Source organism: Comamonas sp. AG1104 (assembly GCF_003350425.1).
In the GTDB taxonomy this organism is placed as follows: Bacteria; Pseudomonadota; Gammaproteobacteria; order Burkholderiales; family Burkholderiaceae_C; genus Comamonas; species Comamonas testosteroni.
The window spans coordinates 85849-101247 of record NZ_QQAS01000004.1; the positions used below are offsets into that span (position 1 = coordinate 85849).

Annotated in this window: 14 protein-coding genes; 12 read left to right on the plus strand and 2 right to left on the minus strand. The window is 64.6% G+C overall.

The genetic code is table 11. The features are described from left to right. Positions 1–70: 70 nt before the first annotated feature. Together DFO48_RS12290 and DFO48_RS12295 are read right to left on the minus strand one after the other, a co-directional pair. Entirely contained in the window at positions 71–1237 is a 1167-nt protein-coding gene (locus DFO48_RS12290; protein WP_114863571.1) for an acyl-CoA dehydrogenase family protein, read from the minus strand. Between the two features lie 61 nt (positions 1238–1298). Beyond that, entirely contained in the window at positions 1299–2201 is a 903-nt protein-coding gene (locus DFO48_RS12295) for a MaoC family dehydratase N-terminal domain-containing protein (protein ID WP_114863826.1), read from the minus strand. Positions 2202–2402: 201 nt separating this feature from the next. Here DFO48_RS12295 and DFO48_RS12300 point away from each other — a divergent pair, with 201 nt between their 5' ends. The 12 genes from DFO48_RS12300 (at position 2403) to DFO48_RS12355 (ending at position 15308) form a co-directional block, all read left to right on the plus strand. Further along, positions 2403–3320 (plus strand): SDR family NAD(P)-dependent oxidoreductase, encoded by a 918-nt coding sequence (locus tag DFO48_RS12300; protein ID WP_114863572.1) that lies wholly within the window; start codon positions 2403–2405, stop codon positions 3318–3320. A 227-nt stretch (positions 3321–3547) separates the two neighbouring features. Continuing rightward, a complete protein-coding gene (locus DFO48_RS12305; protein ID WP_114863573.1) occupies positions 3548–4438 on the plus strand; it encodes a MaoC/PaaZ C-terminal domain-containing protein in 891 nt (296 codons plus the stop codon). A gap of 203 nt (positions 4439–4641) precedes the next feature. Continuing rightward, positions 4642–5439 (plus strand): enoyl-CoA hydratase/isomerase family protein, encoded by a 798-nt coding sequence (locus tag DFO48_RS12310; protein ID WP_114863574.1) that lies wholly within the window; start codon positions 4642–4644, stop codon positions 5437–5439. Then, complete coding sequence (locus DFO48_RS12315) at positions 5436–6716, plus strand: acetyl-CoA hydrolase/transferase family protein (RefSeq protein ID WP_003071739.1); 1281 nt, start codon at positions 5436–5438, stop codon at positions 6714–6716. Before DFO48_RS12310 ends, DFO48_RS12315 begins: the two co-directional genes overlap by 4 nt. Positions 6717–6752: 36 nt before the next feature. Continuing rightward, positions 6753–7961 (plus strand): acetyl-CoA C-acetyltransferase, encoded by a 1209-nt coding sequence (locus DFO48_RS12320; RefSeq protein ID WP_003070456.1) that lies wholly within the window; start codon positions 6753–6755, stop codon positions 7959–7961. Positions 7962–8198: 237 nt separating this feature from the next. Next, on the plus strand, positions 8199–9179 hold the full coding sequence (locus DFO48_RS12325; protein ID WP_003071741.1) for a tripartite tricarboxylate transporter substrate binding protein: 981 nt from the start codon (positions 8199–8201) through the stop codon (positions 9177–9179). 2 nt (positions 9180–9181) lie between these two features. Further along, a complete protein-coding gene (locus DFO48_RS12330; RefSeq protein WP_114863575.1) occupies positions 9182–10693 on the plus strand; it encodes a class I adenylate-forming enzyme family protein in 1512 nt (503 codons plus the stop codon). Positions 10694–10731: 38 nt separating this feature from the next. Next, positions 10732–11721 carry a tripartite tricarboxylate transporter substrate binding protein gene (locus tag DFO48_RS12335; protein ID WP_114863576.1) on the plus strand — a complete coding sequence of 330 codons (990 nt, stop codon included), beginning with the start codon at positions 10732–10734 and terminating at the stop codon, positions 11719–11721. A 220-nt stretch (positions 11722–11941) separates the two neighbouring features. Further along, positions 11942–12331, plus strand: coding sequence for a Zn-ribbon domain-containing OB-fold protein (locus tag DFO48_RS12340; protein ID WP_114863577.1), 390 nt, complete (start codon positions 11942–11944; stop codon positions 12329–12331). Continuing rightward, positions 12328–13539, plus strand: a complete 1212-nt coding sequence (locus DFO48_RS12345) for a thiolase (protein ID WP_114863578.1) — start codon at positions 12328–12330, stop codon at positions 13537–13539. The genes DFO48_RS12340 and DFO48_RS12345 overlap by 4 nt, the downstream gene beginning before the upstream one ends. 168 nt (positions 13540–13707) lie before the next feature. Further along, positions 13708–14868 (plus strand): acyl-CoA dehydrogenase family protein, encoded by a 1161-nt coding sequence (locus DFO48_RS12350; protein WP_114863579.1) that lies wholly within the window; start codon positions 13708–13710, stop codon positions 14866–14868. Then, entirely contained in the window at positions 14865–15308 is a 444-nt protein-coding gene (locus DFO48_RS12355) for a PaaI family thioesterase (protein WP_114863580.1), read from the plus strand. The genes DFO48_RS12350 and DFO48_RS12355 overlap by 4 nt, the downstream gene beginning before the upstream one ends. The last annotated feature ends 91 nt before the right edge of the window (positions 15309–15399 follow it).

Genomic DNA, 15399 nt, shown 5'->3' on the forward strand with positions numbered 1-15399 from the left:
GCCCCGCAGCGAGGCTGTCGCCGGATGCCCGTACGCCCCCCGGCGCGAAGCGACTCAGGGGGTCTTCATTTCAGAATGAACGTGGCAGGCCCAGCAGGTGCTCGGCCACATAGGAATAGATCAGATTGGTGGAGATCGGCGCCACCTGATAGAGGCGGGTCTCGCGGAACTTACGCTCCACGTCGTATTCGCAGGCAAAGCCGAATCCTCCGTGGAACTGGATGCAGGCATTGGCTGCCTCCCAGCTGGCCTTGGCCGCAAGATACTTGGCCATATTGGCCTGTGCGCCCATGGACTCGCGCGCATCGAACAGTTCGCAGGCCTTCCAGCGCATAAGATTGGCGGCCTCGACCTCGATGAAGGCATCGGCGATCGGGAACTGCACGCCCTGGTTCTGGCCGATGGGGCGGCCGAACACCTGACGGTCCTTCACGTAATTCGTCACACGATCCAGGAACCAGTAGCCGTCACCTATGCACTCGGCCGCGATCAGCGTGCGCTCGGCGTTCAGACCGTCGAGGATGTACTTGAAACCCTTGCCTTCCTCGCCGATCAGGTTCTCCTCGGGGATCTCCAGGTTCTCGAAGAACAGCTCGTTGGTCTCGTGGTTGACCATGTTGGGGATGGGGCGCACGGTCAGGCCGCTCTTCTGGGCCTCGGCCAGATCCACCATGAAGATGGACATGCCTTCGCTCTTCTTCTTCACGTCGGCCAGCGGCGTGGTGCGCGCCAGCAGGATCATGAAGTCGCTGTGCTGGATGCGGCTGATCCAGACCTTCTGGCCGTTGACCACATAGCGCCCGTCCTTCTTCACGGCGCTGGTCTTGATCTTGGTGGTGTCCGTGCCCGTGGTGGGCTCCGTGACACCCATGGACTGCAGCCGCCATTCGCCCGAGGCGATGCGCGGCAGGTATTTTTCCTTCTGCGCCTGCGAGCCATGGCGCAGCAGCGTGCCCATGTTGTACATCTGGCCGTGGCAGGCACCCGAGTTGCCGCCGCAGCGGTTGATCTCCTCCATGATGACGCTGGCCTCGGTCAGGCCCAGGCCGCTGCCGCCGTACTCCTGCGGAATCAGCGCGGCCAGCCAGCCCGCCTGCGTGAGCGCGTTGACGAAGGCTTCGGGGTAGATGCGCTGCTCGTCGATCTTGCGGAAATACTCGTCGGGGAACTCCGCGCACAGCGCGCGGATGGCATCGCGGATCTCGTGGTGGTTGTTGGAGCTGGTGTGTTCAATCATTTCAAGCCTTCTGGCGACAAACGCTTGTCCAGCAAGCGCTATCTAGCTATGGGTTCAGTCTTCAAGCCACGGTGGCCGTGGCATGCATGGTCAGAAGCCCTTCGTGGTCCTGCGCCCACAGGTCGATGGTCCTGCCGTCCTCGCGTGGCTTGCCGTGAACACTGAAAGGATGAAGGTCGAAGGTCGGCCGCAAGGCCTTGAAGTCGAACGCGACCAGCCTGGCGCCGGGCAGCTGGCGGCGCAGCAGATCGAGCAGCAGCGTGGCAATCAGCGGACCATGCACGATCAGGCCCGGGTAGCCCTCGACCTGGGTCACGTACTGGCGGTCGTAGTGGATGCGGTGACCGTTGAAGGTCAGCGCCGAGTAGCGAAACAGCAGCACGTCGTCGGGAACGATGGTGCGAGACCAGGCCGCCTGGCCGGCGAGCGGCGGCTGCTGCGGTGGCGGCACCGGGTCGCAGGGCCTTGCAGCGCCCCGGTAGACGATGTCGTGCTCTTCGGTCAGCGCCAGACCGTCCTGGTTCGAGAAACGGTGCTCCACCAGCACGAACAGCAGCTCGCCCGAGCGTCCTGTCTTGTGCTGCACGCTGCGGATGGTGGAGACGCGCTGCACCTGCTGCCCCACACGCAGCGGATTGAACGCTTCCCAGCGCAGCCGACCGCCCGCCCACATGCGGCGCGGCAGCGGCACGGGCGGCAGGAAGCCGCCGCGCCGGGGATGCCCGTCGGGTCCTATCTCGCTCTGGCGCGCATGCGGCAGGAAATACAGCCAGTGCCATAGCGGCGCCACCGGCGTACCGTGTGCGGGAGCAGGGTCATCCCGGTCCAGCGTGGCCGACAGGGCCCGCAAGGGAGCGGAGGTGATGAGGTCGAGCGTAGTTTCGCTTTTGCTCTGCCAGGCCTGAAGATGCGCCAGATTGGCGTCGTCGATGATTGCAGGTTGCGGTTCTGTCATGGCTGCCATGGTCGAGGCAGCGACGTCGTCAGGCAAGCCGCGTTTTTGAAAGCATGTCTTCAGCGCTGCCTAAGGGCGTGACAACCCGTGGTGCGCAACAGCGGCTTTCACGCTGACGAAGTCCGTCCTCGGGATTGGCAAATGGCGTCCGCGCCGGTTTGCCGGCATGCTGGGCTCATCTCTCACGACAACAGCAAAGGACGACAAGCCATGGCCCAGAAGATGATGCAAGACAAGGTCGTAGTGGTGACCGGCGCCGGAGGCGGCATCGGTCGAGACATTGCCTTGGCCATGGCGGCGTCGGGAGCCAGAGTGGTGGTCAACGACATCGGCACGTCCACCACAGGCGAAGGCACCGACGCCGGTCCGGCGCAGAAAGTGGTCGACGAGATCAAGTCCGCAGGCGGCCAGGCCGTTGCCAGTACCGACAGCGTCTCTGAAGCGGCCAGTGCCAGCCGCATTGTGCAATGCGCGGTGGACAGCTTTGGCCGCATCGATGGCGTCGTCAACAACGCCGGCATTCTGCGCGACCGCTTCTTCCACAAGATGAGCCTGGAGGAGTGGGACGCCGTCATCAAGGTTCATCTCTACGGCAGCTACTTCATGAGCCGCGCCGCCGCCAACCACTTCAAGGAACAGGAAAGCGGCGCCCTGGTCCACATGACGTCCACCTCCGGCCTGATCGGCAACCTGGGCCAGGCCAACTACAGCGCTGCCAAGCTGGGCCTAACCGCCCTGTCCAAATCCATTGCGTTGGACATGGCCAAGTTCAATGTGCGCTCCAACTGCATCGCTCCCTTTGCCTGGAGCCGCATGATCGGCTCCATCCCCACCGATACCCCCGAGCAGCAGGCGCGCGTGACCAAGATTCAGCAGATGACGCCCAACAAGATCGCGCCGCTGGCGGTCTATCTGCTGTCCGACCAGGCCAGGGATGTGAACGCCCAGGTCTTTGCCGTGCGTAACAACGAGCTGTTTCTGATGAGTCAGCCGCGTCCGCTGCGCTCGGTGCATCGCCGCGAAGGCTGGACACCCGAGTTCATTGCCGAGCACGGCATGCCCGCGCTCAAGGCCTCATTTGTACCCATGGATCGCTCGGCCGACGTGTTCAGCTGGGATCCGGTGTGACGGCTCCCTCCTGAGGTGCTGCGCGCCTTCCCCCAAGGGGGACGACAGCCTTGCTGCGGCGCGGCCCTTGCTCGCTGTCTGCTGACATGCGCCGCGCCAGTTTTTAAGGCCGCCCCCCCCCTTAGGCGAGAGTGTGGGGCGAGGAGCCCCTGCAAAGCGAGGCGTTCGCCAGATGCGCCGATTCACAACCACTGCCCCCACAGCGAATCACACCGAGGAGCCTGTACATGGCCATTGACTACCACCACCTCAAGGCGCGCCACTTCGAGCCTGTGCACCAGCAATACAGCGCACGCGACAGCATGTTGTATGCGCTCAGCCTGGGTCTGGGCAACGACCCGCTGGATCACAGCGCCCTGCCTTATGTGTTTGAGGGCAAGGACGGCCAGGGCCTGCTCACCCTGCCTTCTCAGGCCGTGGTGCTGGGTTACCCCGGCTTCTGGGCGCGCGAGCCCGACACCGGCATCGACTGGGTCAGGCTGCTGCATGGCGAACAGCGCATGCGGCTGCACCGACCGCTGCCAACTGCCGCCCAGGTCGTGGGCCACAACCGGGTCACCCATCTGACGGACAAGGGCGAAGACAAGGGCTGCATCATGGTGACAGAGCGCCGCCTGGAAACCACCGACGGCACGCTGCTGGCCACCGTACAGCAGGTATCTTTTCTGCGCGGTGATGGGGGCTTCAGCCAGACCGGACAGCCCACGGACACCCCGCTGCCCGCGCTGCAATCCACACCGGAAGACAATGCACCGCACTTCACGGACATCCAGGCAACTCGCCCCGAGGCCGCGCTGCTCTACCGCCTCTGCGGTGATTACAACCCTCTGCATGCAGACCCCGCAGTCGCCACGGCCGCGGGCTTTGAGCGCCCCATTCTTCATGGTCTGGCCAGCTATGGCCTGGTCACCCGCGCCCTGTTGCGCCAGTGTGCGGGCGGCGATGCCTCACGCTTTCGGGCACTGGACATCCGTTTTGCCTCACCGGTCTTTCCCGGCGAAACCCTGGTCACCGAAATCTGGCGTGTGCCTGGCAGCCAGACGCATTACCAGTTGCGTGCCAAGGTGCAGGAACGCGACAAGCTGGTGCTCAGCCATGGTTTTGCGGAGCTGATGTGATCCCCCTTCGGCGCGTTGAGCCTTCCCCGCATCACGGCGCTCGCAGGCAGGGGATGCGGGGCGCCCCTTGTACGCAGCTCTGACCTAGGCCACGTCGGCTCTGGGCTTTGCACCACCGGTTTGCCTCCCTCTGCCAAGAAGATGTGTGAGGAACTGCCCAGCCTGCACATTCCGTTCTTTCCTCTCTTTGACTGGTACCAACCATGAACACTCCTGCCGTATTGACCGCCGTAGAAAACGGTGTGGGAACCATTAGCCTCAACCGCCCCGAAGCGCGCAACGCCCTGAGCCTGGAAGTGCGCGACGGTCTGGCCCGGGCCGTAGTCCAGATGCGCGACGACGCCAATGTGCACACCGTGATTCTCACCGGCGCCGGCGGCGCCTTCTGTTCGGGCGGCGACATCGGTCTGATGATGAACAGCCGGCAAGACGGTGTGGCTCACCGGGAGCGTATGCGAGCCTTGCACCAATGGTTTGCCGAGCTGGTGAACATGGAAAAACCGGTGATTGCCGCCGTCGATGGCGCGGCCTTTGGTGCCGGACTGAGCCTGGCCCTGGTTGCCGACTTTGTGCTTGCCACACGCCGCTCCAAGTTCTGCGCCGTCTTCGGTCGCATCGGCCTGGTGCCAGACCTGGGCGCCATGCAGCTGCTGCCACGCAGCGTGGGTCTGCAAAAAGCCAAGGAGCTGGTGTTCACCGCACGCACCGTGGCTGCGGACGAGGCCAAGGCTCTGGGCATGGTCTACGACCTCGTCGAAGACGCTGCCGCATTGCAGCTGGCAGCCCAGCAACTGGCCGCCCGTTTTGCCGACGCATCGACGACGGCCATCGGTATGGCCAAGAACATCATGAACCAGTCCTTCGAGCTGAACGCCCATGCAATGGCGGAGCTGGAAGCCAGTGCACAAGCCATTTGCCGCGGCTCCGACTACCACTTGGACGCAGTGCGCCGCTTCAAGGACAAGCAAGCACTGCGCTTTGACTGGGATCGCAAGGAATGAGCACGATTGCTACGCGACTGCAGGCCTTGCTGCGTCCCGGCGACACCTTGTGGTGGGGTCAGGCCACGGCCGAGCCGCTGACCTTGACCCGCACCCTGGTGCAGCACCGTCATGCGCTGGCGCAAGGTGGTCGGTTGCAGGTGTTTGTGGGCCTGGGCCTGTCGGACACACTGCAACCCGCACATGCAGATGTGCTGGATTTTCTGGGCTATGCCGCGAGCGGCCCCCACCGCGCGCTGGCCCAGGCCGGCGTGCTGGACATCATTCCCTCGCACTACTCGCAGCTACCGCCATTGATTGCACAAGGCCATATTCCGGCCGATGTGGTGTTGCTTCAGGTCTCGCCGCCCGATGCACAGGGCCGCCACAGCTTGGGGCAGGTGCGCGAGTACCTGCCCGCCGCCATGGAGCACGCCCGTGTCATCGTGGGCGAAGTCCACCGCGATGTACCGTGGACTGCTGGTGGCCCCTATCTGCAAGCTGGCGACTTTGATCTGCTCATCGATTCCGACGCAGACTTGCTCGACATGGCCCGCACGGAGCCGGGCACCGTAGAGCAGGCGATTGCTGCCCATATTGCCGGTCTGGTTGAGGATGGCAGCTGCCTGCAGCTGGGCGTGGGCAATCTGCCCGAAGCCGTGCTGACCGCACTGCACCGGCACAGGGACCTGGGCTTGCACAGCGGCGCCATCGGCGACGGGGTGGTCGCCCTGGCCGATGCCGGCGTGCTGACCCACGCGCGCAAGAGCGTAGATCCCGGCATCGGCACCGCAGGCGTGCTGATGGGCGGGGCAGGTCTGCGCCAATGGGCCCATTGCAACCCACGGCTGCAGATGCGCGACACCGCTTACACCCACCACCCCGAAGTCCTGGCAGCCATGGACAAGCTGGTGGCGATCAATTCCGCCATTGAAGTGGATCTGACCGGTCAGATCAATGCCGAGGTGGCCGGCGGCATCTATATGGGCGCCGTCGGCGGCGCCGTGGACTTTCTACGCGGTGCTGCCCGCAGCAAAGGAGGTCTGCCGATTCTGGCCCTGCCCTCCACCGCCAAGACACACAGCCGCATCGTGCCCCGGCTTGGCGGACCGGTAAGCACGCCGCGCGCCGATGCCGGACTGATCGTCACCGAGCACGGCGTGGCCGACCTGCGCGGCCAACCACTGTCCAGGCGCGTGCGCCGCCTGATCGACATTGCCGCACCGCAGCACCGAGAACATCTGGAACAGCAGGCCCATGGTCTGCTGCGCCAGTGCGGAGCAGTTTTCCCTTGCTGAGCCGCTTTCCCATCACCACCACAAGGAGCCCCCACCATGCGCCGCGCCGCCATTGTTTCCCCGCTTCGCACCCCCGTCGGTACTTTCGGAGGCAGCCTGCGCCCCGTCCCCGTGGAGGAGCTGGCTGCCACCACGGTGCGCGCCGTGGTAGAGCGCAGCGGCATAGACCCCGCCCGCATCGATGATGTGGTGTTCGCCCAGTCGTATGCCAGCAGCGAGACCCCTTGCGTGGGCCGCTGGGCCGCCTTACAGGCCGGCCTGCCGGTGGAGGTGCCGGGCATGCAGCTGGACCGCCGCTGCGGCGGTGGCCTGCAGGCCGTTGCAACGGCAGCCATGATGGTGCAAAGCGGCGCGGCTGACGTGGTGATTGCCGGTGGCGTGGAGAGCATGAGCAACATCGAGTACTACAGCCCCGACATGCGCTGGGGCGCGCGCTCGGGCAATGTGCGCATGTACGACCGCCTGGATCGCGGCCGTGAGCGCTCGCAGCCCGTGGAGCGCTTTGGCAAGATCTCGGGAATGATCGAGACGGCCGAGAACCTGGCCCGCGACTACGGCATCAGCCGCGATGCGGCCGACGCCTTTGCCATGCGCAGCCACCAGCGTGCCGCCGATGCCTGGGCCGCTGGTCGCTTTCACCACGAAGTCGTTCCCGTGAGCGTGCCCCAGCGCAAGGGCGAGCCTCTGCTCTTCAGCCAGGACGAGGGCTTTCGCGCCGCCACCACCATGGACAGCCTGGCCAGGCTACGCGTGCTGATGCCGGGCGGCACGGTGACGGCGGGCAACGCCAGCCAGCAAAACGATGCTTCGGCGGCCTGCCTTATCGTGGCAGAGGACAAGCTGGCCGAACTGGGCCTGACGCCCATGGCCGCCCTGGTGGGATGGGCGGCAGCGGGCTGCGAGCCTTCGCACATGGGCATAGGCCCGGTTGCGGCCGTTAAGAAGCTGCTGGCACGCCTGCACCTCACGCTAGACGATATGGATCTGGTGGAACTCAATGAGGCCTTTGCCTGTCAGGTTCTGGCCGTGCTCAAAGGCTGGGAGTGGCATGACCAGGCGGCCATCGAGCACAAGCTGAACGTGAATGGCTCCGGCATCTCGCTGGGCCACCCCATTGGCGCCACCGGCGTGCGCATTCTGGCCACGCTGCTGCACGAACTTGAACGGCGCAAAGGCCGCTATGGCCTGGAGACCATGTGCATCGGTGGCGGCCAGGGCATTGCCGCCGTTTTCGAGCGTTACTGAACACCGTCTCCTCGGTTGTGCTTGCCACCGGCAGTCTTGGCCGGTGGCTTTTTTGCGTGACTGTGCAGGGATGGCTCAGGGTTACTACCCCATAAAAACGCGCAAAGCCCGGGTTCGCAAAATGCAGATTCCCGTAGGCAACCGACTCGCCCACCATGGCGTCTTGTCGGTAAACCAGGCCCGATACGCATGACCTTCATGCATACCCACAAGGGCCCCATCACCAGGAGACAAGACATGCATACCTGCACACGTCGCAACGTTCTACTGTCCGCGTTGGCGCTGAGCGCGGCCACCACGGCCATGGCCCAGATCGGTGCCAGCAGCGCCCCTGTTCGCCTGCTGGTCGGCTACTCGGCCGGCGGCCCTGTGGACCAGGGCGCCCGCCTGTTTGCACAAGCGCTTTCCAAGGAGCTGGGCAGCCCGGTCACCGTGGAGAACAAGACCGGCGCCAATGCCACGCTGGCCGGCAGCGAGGTGATGCGCGCCAAGCCCGACGGCAAGACCCTCTGGTTTGCGGCCAGCCCCACCATCACCATCAGCCCCAATGTGATGAAGCAAATGCAGTTCGATCCGGCCAAGGATTTGAGCGCACTGGCCCCCGTGCTGAGCTACTACAACGTGCTGGTGATCAACAAGAACGAGCCCTACAGCAACGCAGCCGAGCTGGTCAGCTACGCCAAGGCCCATCCCCAGAAACTCAGCTATGGCTCGGCCGGCATCGGCGGCTCCAATCATCTTGGCGCTCTGCTGTTCGCCACGCGCAGCGGCATCGAGATGAATCATGTGCCCTACAAAGGCAATGCCCCGGCCATGAACGATGTGATCGGCGGCCAGATCAGCATGATGATGGACATCATCAGCACCGCCAGCACCTTTATACACAGCCATAAGGTGCGGGCCGTGGCGGTGACCTCGCCCAGGCGCAACCCCTCTCTGCCCGATGTACCGACCTTTGCCGAATCCGGCATCGAGGGCCTCAAGGGCTTTGACGTGGGCGGCTGGTATGGAGTCTACGGACCCAAGGGCATGTCGCCGGAGCTGGTGCAGCAGATGAACAAAGCCATCAATGCCGCACTGGGCCAGCCCGAGCTGAAAAAGCGCTACGCAGAACTGGGCTATGACGAATGGACCGGCTCTGCCCAGACGCTGGCCGACCGCGCCGCCAAGGAGCGCGCCATGTGGGCCACCGTGACCCATGGCATCGAGATCAACTGACCATGACTGCACGCATCCACCATTTGCTCGAACGCAGCCTGGAGCAGGGAGCCGGTGCCCCTTTCATCCTGCTGCCCGATCGCAGCCTCAGTTTTGGAGACATCTCCCGCCTGGCCGATCAAGCCGAGAAGGAGTTGCGCAGCCTGCAGGTACGCCCCGGCGACCGCGTGATGGTCGTGGCCGAGAACTGCCCCGAACACGCAGCGCTGATCTTTGCATGCAGCCGCATAGGTGCCTGGTCTTGCGGCGTCAACGCGCGCATGGCGCCGACCGAAATCGATGCCTTCGCCGAACGTGCCGATGCGCGCACCGTGTACTTCACGGCCAGCGCTTCCGCCAGCGCACAAGCACATGCCCGGCGCTACCAGGCCCTGCCCAGCTGTCTGCCAGGCATGGCCTACAGCCCGATCAGGGCGGACAGCCTCAGCGAAACCGGGCCGCTGCAATCCGAGGTGGCAGGCCTGATCTTCACTTCTGGTACCACGGGCCAGCCCAAGGGAGTGATGCTGGGCCATGATGCGCTGTGCCATTTTGCGCAGCAGTCTGCGGCCTCGCGTGCGCTGTCGCCGGCTGACCGCTGCTATGCCTTCGTACCCATGACGCACATCTTTGGCCTGGCCACCGTCATGCTCACGGCCTTGCATGCGCGGGCCCAACTGGTAATGCGCCCCCAGTTCGACCCGGCCGATCTGCTGGATGCACTCGAATACCATGGAGTCTCGCAACTGCAAGGTCCGCCCGCACTGTTCTCTCGTCTGTTGGCCTATCTGCAGGAGCAAGGCATAGATCAGGTCAAGGCTCCGGCGCTGCGCTTTGTCTATACCGGTGCCGGCCCTCTCGACATGGCGCTCAAGGAACGTGTGGAAAACCTCTTCGGTCAGGCCCTGCACCACGGCTACGGCCTGTCGGAATACGCGGGCTCGGTCCACATCACCCGCATGCACGAGTGGCGCAAGGACACCAGCGCTGGCTATGCCGTGGCCGAGGCCGAAGTACAGGTGACCGACCCAGCCACCGGCCAGGCCCTGCCCTGCGGAGAGCGCGGAGAGCTGTGGGTGCGCGGCCGCGGTCTGATGCCCGGCTATTTCCGCGACCCGCAAGCCACTGCGGCAGCCATGCGCCCCGGAGGCTGGTATGCCAGCGGCGACCTGGGCGAGCTGACTTCAGACGGCGCTCTGTGGGTAGTGGGCCGCCTGAAGGAAATGATCATTCGCTCCGGCTTCAACGTCTATCCCGCAGAGGTCGAGACCGCACTCAATGCACATCCCAGCATCGAGCGCTCGGCCGTGGTGGGACGCAGGGAGGCCGATGGCAACGAACAGGTGATTGCCTTTGTGGAACTGCGCCCCGGTTCCCAGCTGGATATCCCGGCCCTGCAAGCCCATTTGCGCGAACGCCTTGCGCCCTACAAGCGCCCATCCCGCATCGAGACGGTGGCAGCGCTGCCTACCAACCCCAACGGAAAAATCGTCAAGCGCCTGCTGCATGCCCAGGCCGAGTCCCTTCCCATGTGAGGCCCGGGCCTCCGCCAAGATCCAGTGAGACATCCTCCATGCCATCCCACGCCGTTTCCCTGAACCGCCGCCATCTGCTCGCAGCGGGCGTGCTCAGCTCCCTGAGCAATGCCTCCTGGTCCCAGACCAGCCACTGGCCAGCCAAGGCCGTGAAGTTCACCGTGCCGTTTCCTCCAGGCGGCCCGGTGGACACCACGGCGCGCATCTTCACGCAAAAGCTGGCCACGATGTGGAACCAGGCCGCCATCATCGACAACCGCGCCGGCGCAGGCGGCGTGGTCGGTGCCACAGCAGCAGCCAAGGACCCAGCCGATGGCTACAACTTCTTTGTCGGCTCCATCCACCATGCGGTGAACCCCTGGCTGATGGGCAAGCTGTCCTATGACATCGAAAAGGACTTCGTCCCCGTCAGCTTTGCCGCGCTGTTCCCGGTCTTCCTGGTGGCCCATCCCTCCGTGCCGGCGAACAATGTCAAAGAGCTGATAGCTCTGTCCAAAAAAGGTACGGTGCTCAGCTATGGCTCCTCCGGCAATGGCGGCGGCACCCACCTGGCCGGCGAACTCTTCAACATGGAAGCCGGGACCCAGCTGCAGCACATCCCCTACAAGGGCAGCGCGCCGGCCATGACCGACTTGCTGGGCGGCCAAATCCAGCTGATGTTTGCCGATGCCCCCTCGGCCCTGCAACACATCAGGACAGGCCGTATCAAGGTGCTGGGCGTGGCCAGCAAGAAGCGCTCGGACATGCTGCCCCAGGTGCCGACGATTGCCGAATCCGGCAGTCTGCCGAACTATGAAGCCTATTCATGGGCAGCGCTGTTTGCACCAGCCAGGACGCCGGAGGCAGTGCTGGCCAAGCTGAACGCCGACTTCAACCTGGCCCTGAGCGACCCTGCCGTCAGGACCCGTCTGCTGGAGGCCGGCGCCGAAGGCGATCCTGGCACGCCCGAAGAGATGCGCCAGCGCCTGAAAGGCGAGCTGCGGAAATGGCAGAAGGTGATACAGACCGCAGGCATCAAGGCCGGCTGATCCTCTGTCTCACCACTCAGTAATGGCCCGGGAAAACAGCATGCCTGAGGCGCTTCTGTCGCGTTCGCGTCATGCGCGGTCGCCCGCTCCGCGGCTCTCCCGGATGTGAAGCCTGACCCTCGCCATATTCCGTGAAGACGGTGTTTCAGATTCACGAATTGAGACCGGGGCGCGATGCAGGCATGCTGGTCTCAAAACAAGGAAACCCGGAGCCTCACCCATGCACTTAAGCGCGCAGACCCATTACCAGGCCGAACTGGATGCCGGCCGATTCGCCATCCAGCAATGCACGGCCTGCCAGCAACATGTGTTCACCCCGCGTGAGCTGTGCCCGCACTGCGGCGCCAGCCCGCTGCGCTGGGTACGCCCCAGCGGCCAGGGCACGGTCTACTCCACCACCACCATCGCCCGCAAAGCCGAAGCCGGCGGTGACTACAACGTGGCGCTGATCGATCTGGATGAAGACGTGCGCATGATGAGCCGCATCGAAGGCATTGCACCCGAGCGCGTGCAGATCGGCATGCGGGTCACTGCCCAGACTATCCAGCACAACGGCAAGGGACTGGTCGTATTCCACCCCGCCATCAATGCACCAGGAGAGGTCGCATGAGCGTTTCTCTGCCTTCATCCAGCCTGGACGCCGCAGCCGTGAATCGTGCCCTGCGCGGCAAAGTGGCCATTGCCGGCGCTGCCACCTATGGCTGCGGCGAAGCCCCCGGCATGGACGATATGACGCTGCTGGTACGTGCTGCCCACGCGGCCGTGGCCGATGCCGGCCTGAGCATGCAGGACATCGACGGCCTTGCCACCTGCAGCGTCACCGCCAGCATGTGGGCCATGCCGGTGATCGAACATCTGGGCATCAATCCCAGCTACATCGACGGAACCATGCTGGGCGGCAGCAGCTTCGTAGCCCATTTGCTGCCCGCCATGCGCGCGCTGGAAGCCGGGCAGTGCAAAGCCGTGCTGATCTGCTACGGCAGCGCCCAGCGCTCCGGCACCGCAGGCCGCAAGGACATCGTGGCCGCGCGCCGCACCATGGACCCTCAGCCTTATGAACACCCTTACGACCCGCTGCTGCCGGCCTCGGCCTATGCGCTGGCTGCCCAGCGCCATATGCACCAGTATGGCACCACGCGCGAGCAGCTGGCCGAGGTGGCGGTAGCGGCCCGTGCCTGGGCCCAACTCAACCCCGAAGCCTTCATGCGCGACCCGCTCACCATCGACGATGTGCTGAAGGCGCGCATGGTCTCCAGCCCCCTTGGCCTGCGCGACTGCTGCCTGGTCACCGACGGTGCCGGCGCCATCGTGCTCACCCGAGCGGACCGAGCCAGGGATCTGGCGCAGCCCCCCGTCTACATCCTCGGCAATGCCACGGCCTGCTGGAACCGCCAGATCTCCTGCATGCCCGATCAGACCGTGACCTCGGCCACCCAGTCCGGCCGGCAGGCCTTTGCCATGGCAGGGCTGACGCCAGCCGACATGGACATGGCCCAGCTGTATGACGCCTTCACCATCAACACCATCCTGTTCCTCGAAGACCTGGGCTTTTGCCGCAAGGGCGAGGGCGGCTCCTTTGTGCAAGGCGGCGCCATCGCCCCCGGCGGCCGTCTGGCCGTGAACACCAATGGCGGCGGCCTGTCCTGCGTCCACCCGGGCATGTATGGCGTGTTCCTGCTGATCGAGGCCGTGCGCCAGCTGCGCGGTCAGGCCGGCCAGCGACAGCTGGCACGCCACAGCACGGCCGTGGTCCATGGCAACGGCGGCACGCTTTCCAGCCAGGCCACGGCGGTTCTGGGAACTGCGCAGGCACTCTAAGCCCAAGCCGCTACGCGTCATCCCTGGCAGGGCTACCGCTTTTCGGTGCAGGCCAGCCTCCGCGCGAAGACACACCGGCCTTTACCTCACGGACAGTAGCTGCTGAGTGCTTCTGCAAGAAGCTACCCATCAGGCAAGACAAGCCATACGAGACAAGGAATAAATCACATGATTCGAGATCCCGAAACCCTTGAAGCCCTGCTCGACAGCGTGCGCCGCTTTGTGCGCGAGCGTCTGGTGCCTGCCGAAAACGAAGTGGCCGACACCGACGAAATCCCCGCCACCATCGTGCAGGAGATGCGCGATCTGGGCCTCTTCGGGCTGACCATTCCCGAACGCTTCGGGGGGCTGGAGCTGACCATGGAGGAAGAGGTCCGCGTGCTGCTGGAGCTGTGCCAGACAGCGCCGGCGTTTCGCTCCGTCATCGGCACCACCGTCGGCATTGGCTCACAAGGCATTTTGATGGATGGCACGCCCGAGCAGCAGGCGCAGTGGCTGCCAAGGCTTGCCACTGGCGAGGTGATTGCCTCGTTCGCACTGACCGAGCCCGAAGCCGGCTCCGACGCGGCATCGCTGCGCACCACGGCGATCAGGAACGGCGACCACTACATCGTCAACGGCACCAAGCGCTTCATCACCAATGCGCCGCACGCGGGCATGTTCACGCTGATGGCCCGCACCAACCCCGAGGACAAGGGCGCGGGTGGTGTGTCCTCCTTCATCGTCGACGCCAGGTCAGCGGGCATCAGCTTCGGAAAATACGACAAGAAAATGGGCCAACGCGGCGCCCACACCTGCGACGTGATCTTTGACAACGTCAAGGTGCCGGCCGCCAATCTGATCGGCCTGCAGGAAGGCAAGGGTTTCAAGACTGCCATGAAGGTGCTTGAAAAAGGCCGCATCCACATTGCCGCCGTGGCCGTGGGCTGCGCCAGGCGCATTCTGCGCGATGCCTTGCAGTACGCGCTGGAGCGCAAGCAGTTCGGCCAGGCGATCTGTGACTTTCAGCTGGTGCAGGCCATGCTGGCCGACAGCCAGGCCGAGCTGTACGCGGCTGAATGCATGACGATCGATGCAGCCCGCCGCCGTGACGACGGCAGCAATGTGTCGACCGAGGCCTCCTGCGCCAAGATGTTCGCCACCGAGATGTGCGGCCGCGTGGCCGACCGCGCGGTGCAGATCCTGGGCGGATCGGGCTATATGTCGGAATACGGCATCGAACGCTTCTACCGCGATGTGCGCCTGTTCCGGCTGTACGAAGGCACGACGCAGATCCAGCAGATCATCATTGCCCGCAACATGGTGCGCGAAGCGCGGGCCAACGCATGAGCGTCATCACCCCGCCGACAACAAGGCCTGTGGCATCCGGCCATGAGCGCAGCGCTTTCATGCGCCTGCTGGGTGCCTGCCAGGTGGCCGATGCGCCCCCCGGCATGGTGCAGATACGACTGCCCGAGTTGCGCGAGGAGCTGCTCAACCAGCTGCCTGCCGCTCATGGCGGCGTGCTGATGAGCCTGCTGGATTCTGTGATGTCGCGCGCCGCCAGCGCGCTGCCCCAGGCGCCATCGCAAACCGCCGTGACGGTGGAGATGAGCAGCCGCTTTCACCGTCCCGGTCGCGGCGGTTTGCTGGCCGAGGGCTGGGTAGTGCAAGCCAGCCGCAGCCTGTGCAGCTGCGCCGCCAGGATCACCGACGCACAAGGAACGCTGGTGGCTACCGCCCAGGGCACGTTCAAGTACTGGAAGGCCTCCACCACACTGGAAAAGTGAGCAGCTCCCGCTCATGGAATCATGTCTTCAGACTTGAATCGCCTTGAAGCCCATACTCAACGTACGCAACGCGCTCTCGTTTTAGAAAGTG

Bases quoted from the DNA above. Each gene is read 5' to 3' on its own strand.
- DFO48_RS12320 (WP_003070456.1), top strand. From the start codon at position 6,753: ATGCGCCGCGCCGCCATTGTTTCCCCGCTTCGCACCCCCGTCGGTACT.
- DFO48_RS12315 (WP_003071739.1), top strand. From the start codon at position 5,436: ATGAGCACGATTGCTACGCGACTGCAGGCCTTGCTGCGTCCCGGCGAC.
- DFO48_RS12310 (WP_114863574.1), top strand. From the start codon at position 4,642: ATGAACACTCCTGCCGTATTGACCGCCGTAGAAAACGGTGTGGGAACC.
- DFO48_RS12300 (WP_114863572.1), top strand. From the start codon at position 2,403: ATGGCCCAGAAGATGATGCAAGACAAGGTCGTAGTGGTGACCGGCGCC.
- DFO48_RS12305 (WP_114863573.1), top strand. From the start codon at position 3,548: ATGGCCATTGACTACCACCACCTCAAGGCGCGCCACTTCGAGCCTGTG.
- DFO48_RS12345 (WP_114863578.1), top strand. From the start codon at position 12,328: ATGAGCGTTTCTCTGCCTTCATCCAGCCTGGACGCCGCAGCCGTGAAT.
- DFO48_RS12335 (WP_114863576.1), top strand. From the start codon at position 10,732: ATGCCATCCCACGCCGTTTCCCTGAACCGCCGCCATCTGCTCGCAGCG.
- DFO48_RS12325 (WP_003071741.1), top strand. From the start codon at position 8,199: ATGCATACCTGCACACGTCGCAACGTTCTACTGTCCGCGTTGGCGCTG.
- DFO48_RS12290 (WP_114863571.1), bottom strand. From the start codon at position 1,237: ATGATTGAACACACCAGCTCCAACAACCACCACGAGATCCGCGATGCC.
- DFO48_RS12340 (WP_114863577.1), top strand. From the start codon at position 11,942: ATGCACTTAAGCGCGCAGACCCATTACCAGGCCGAACTGGATGCCGGC.
- DFO48_RS12350 (WP_114863579.1), top strand. From the start codon at position 13,708: ATGATTCGAGATCCCGAAACCCTTGAAGCCCTGCTCGACAGCGTGCGC.
- DFO48_RS12330 (WP_114863575.1), top strand. From the start codon at position 9,182: ATGACTGCACGCATCCACCATTTGCTCGAACGCAGCCTGGAGCAGGGA.
- DFO48_RS12295 (WP_114863826.1), bottom strand. From the start codon at position 2,201: ATGGCAGCCATGACAGAACCGCAACCTGCAATCATCGACGACGCCAAT.
- DFO48_RS12355 (WP_114863580.1), top strand. From the start codon at position 14,865: ATGAGCGTCATCACCCCGCCGACAACAAGGCCTGTGGCATCCGGCCAT.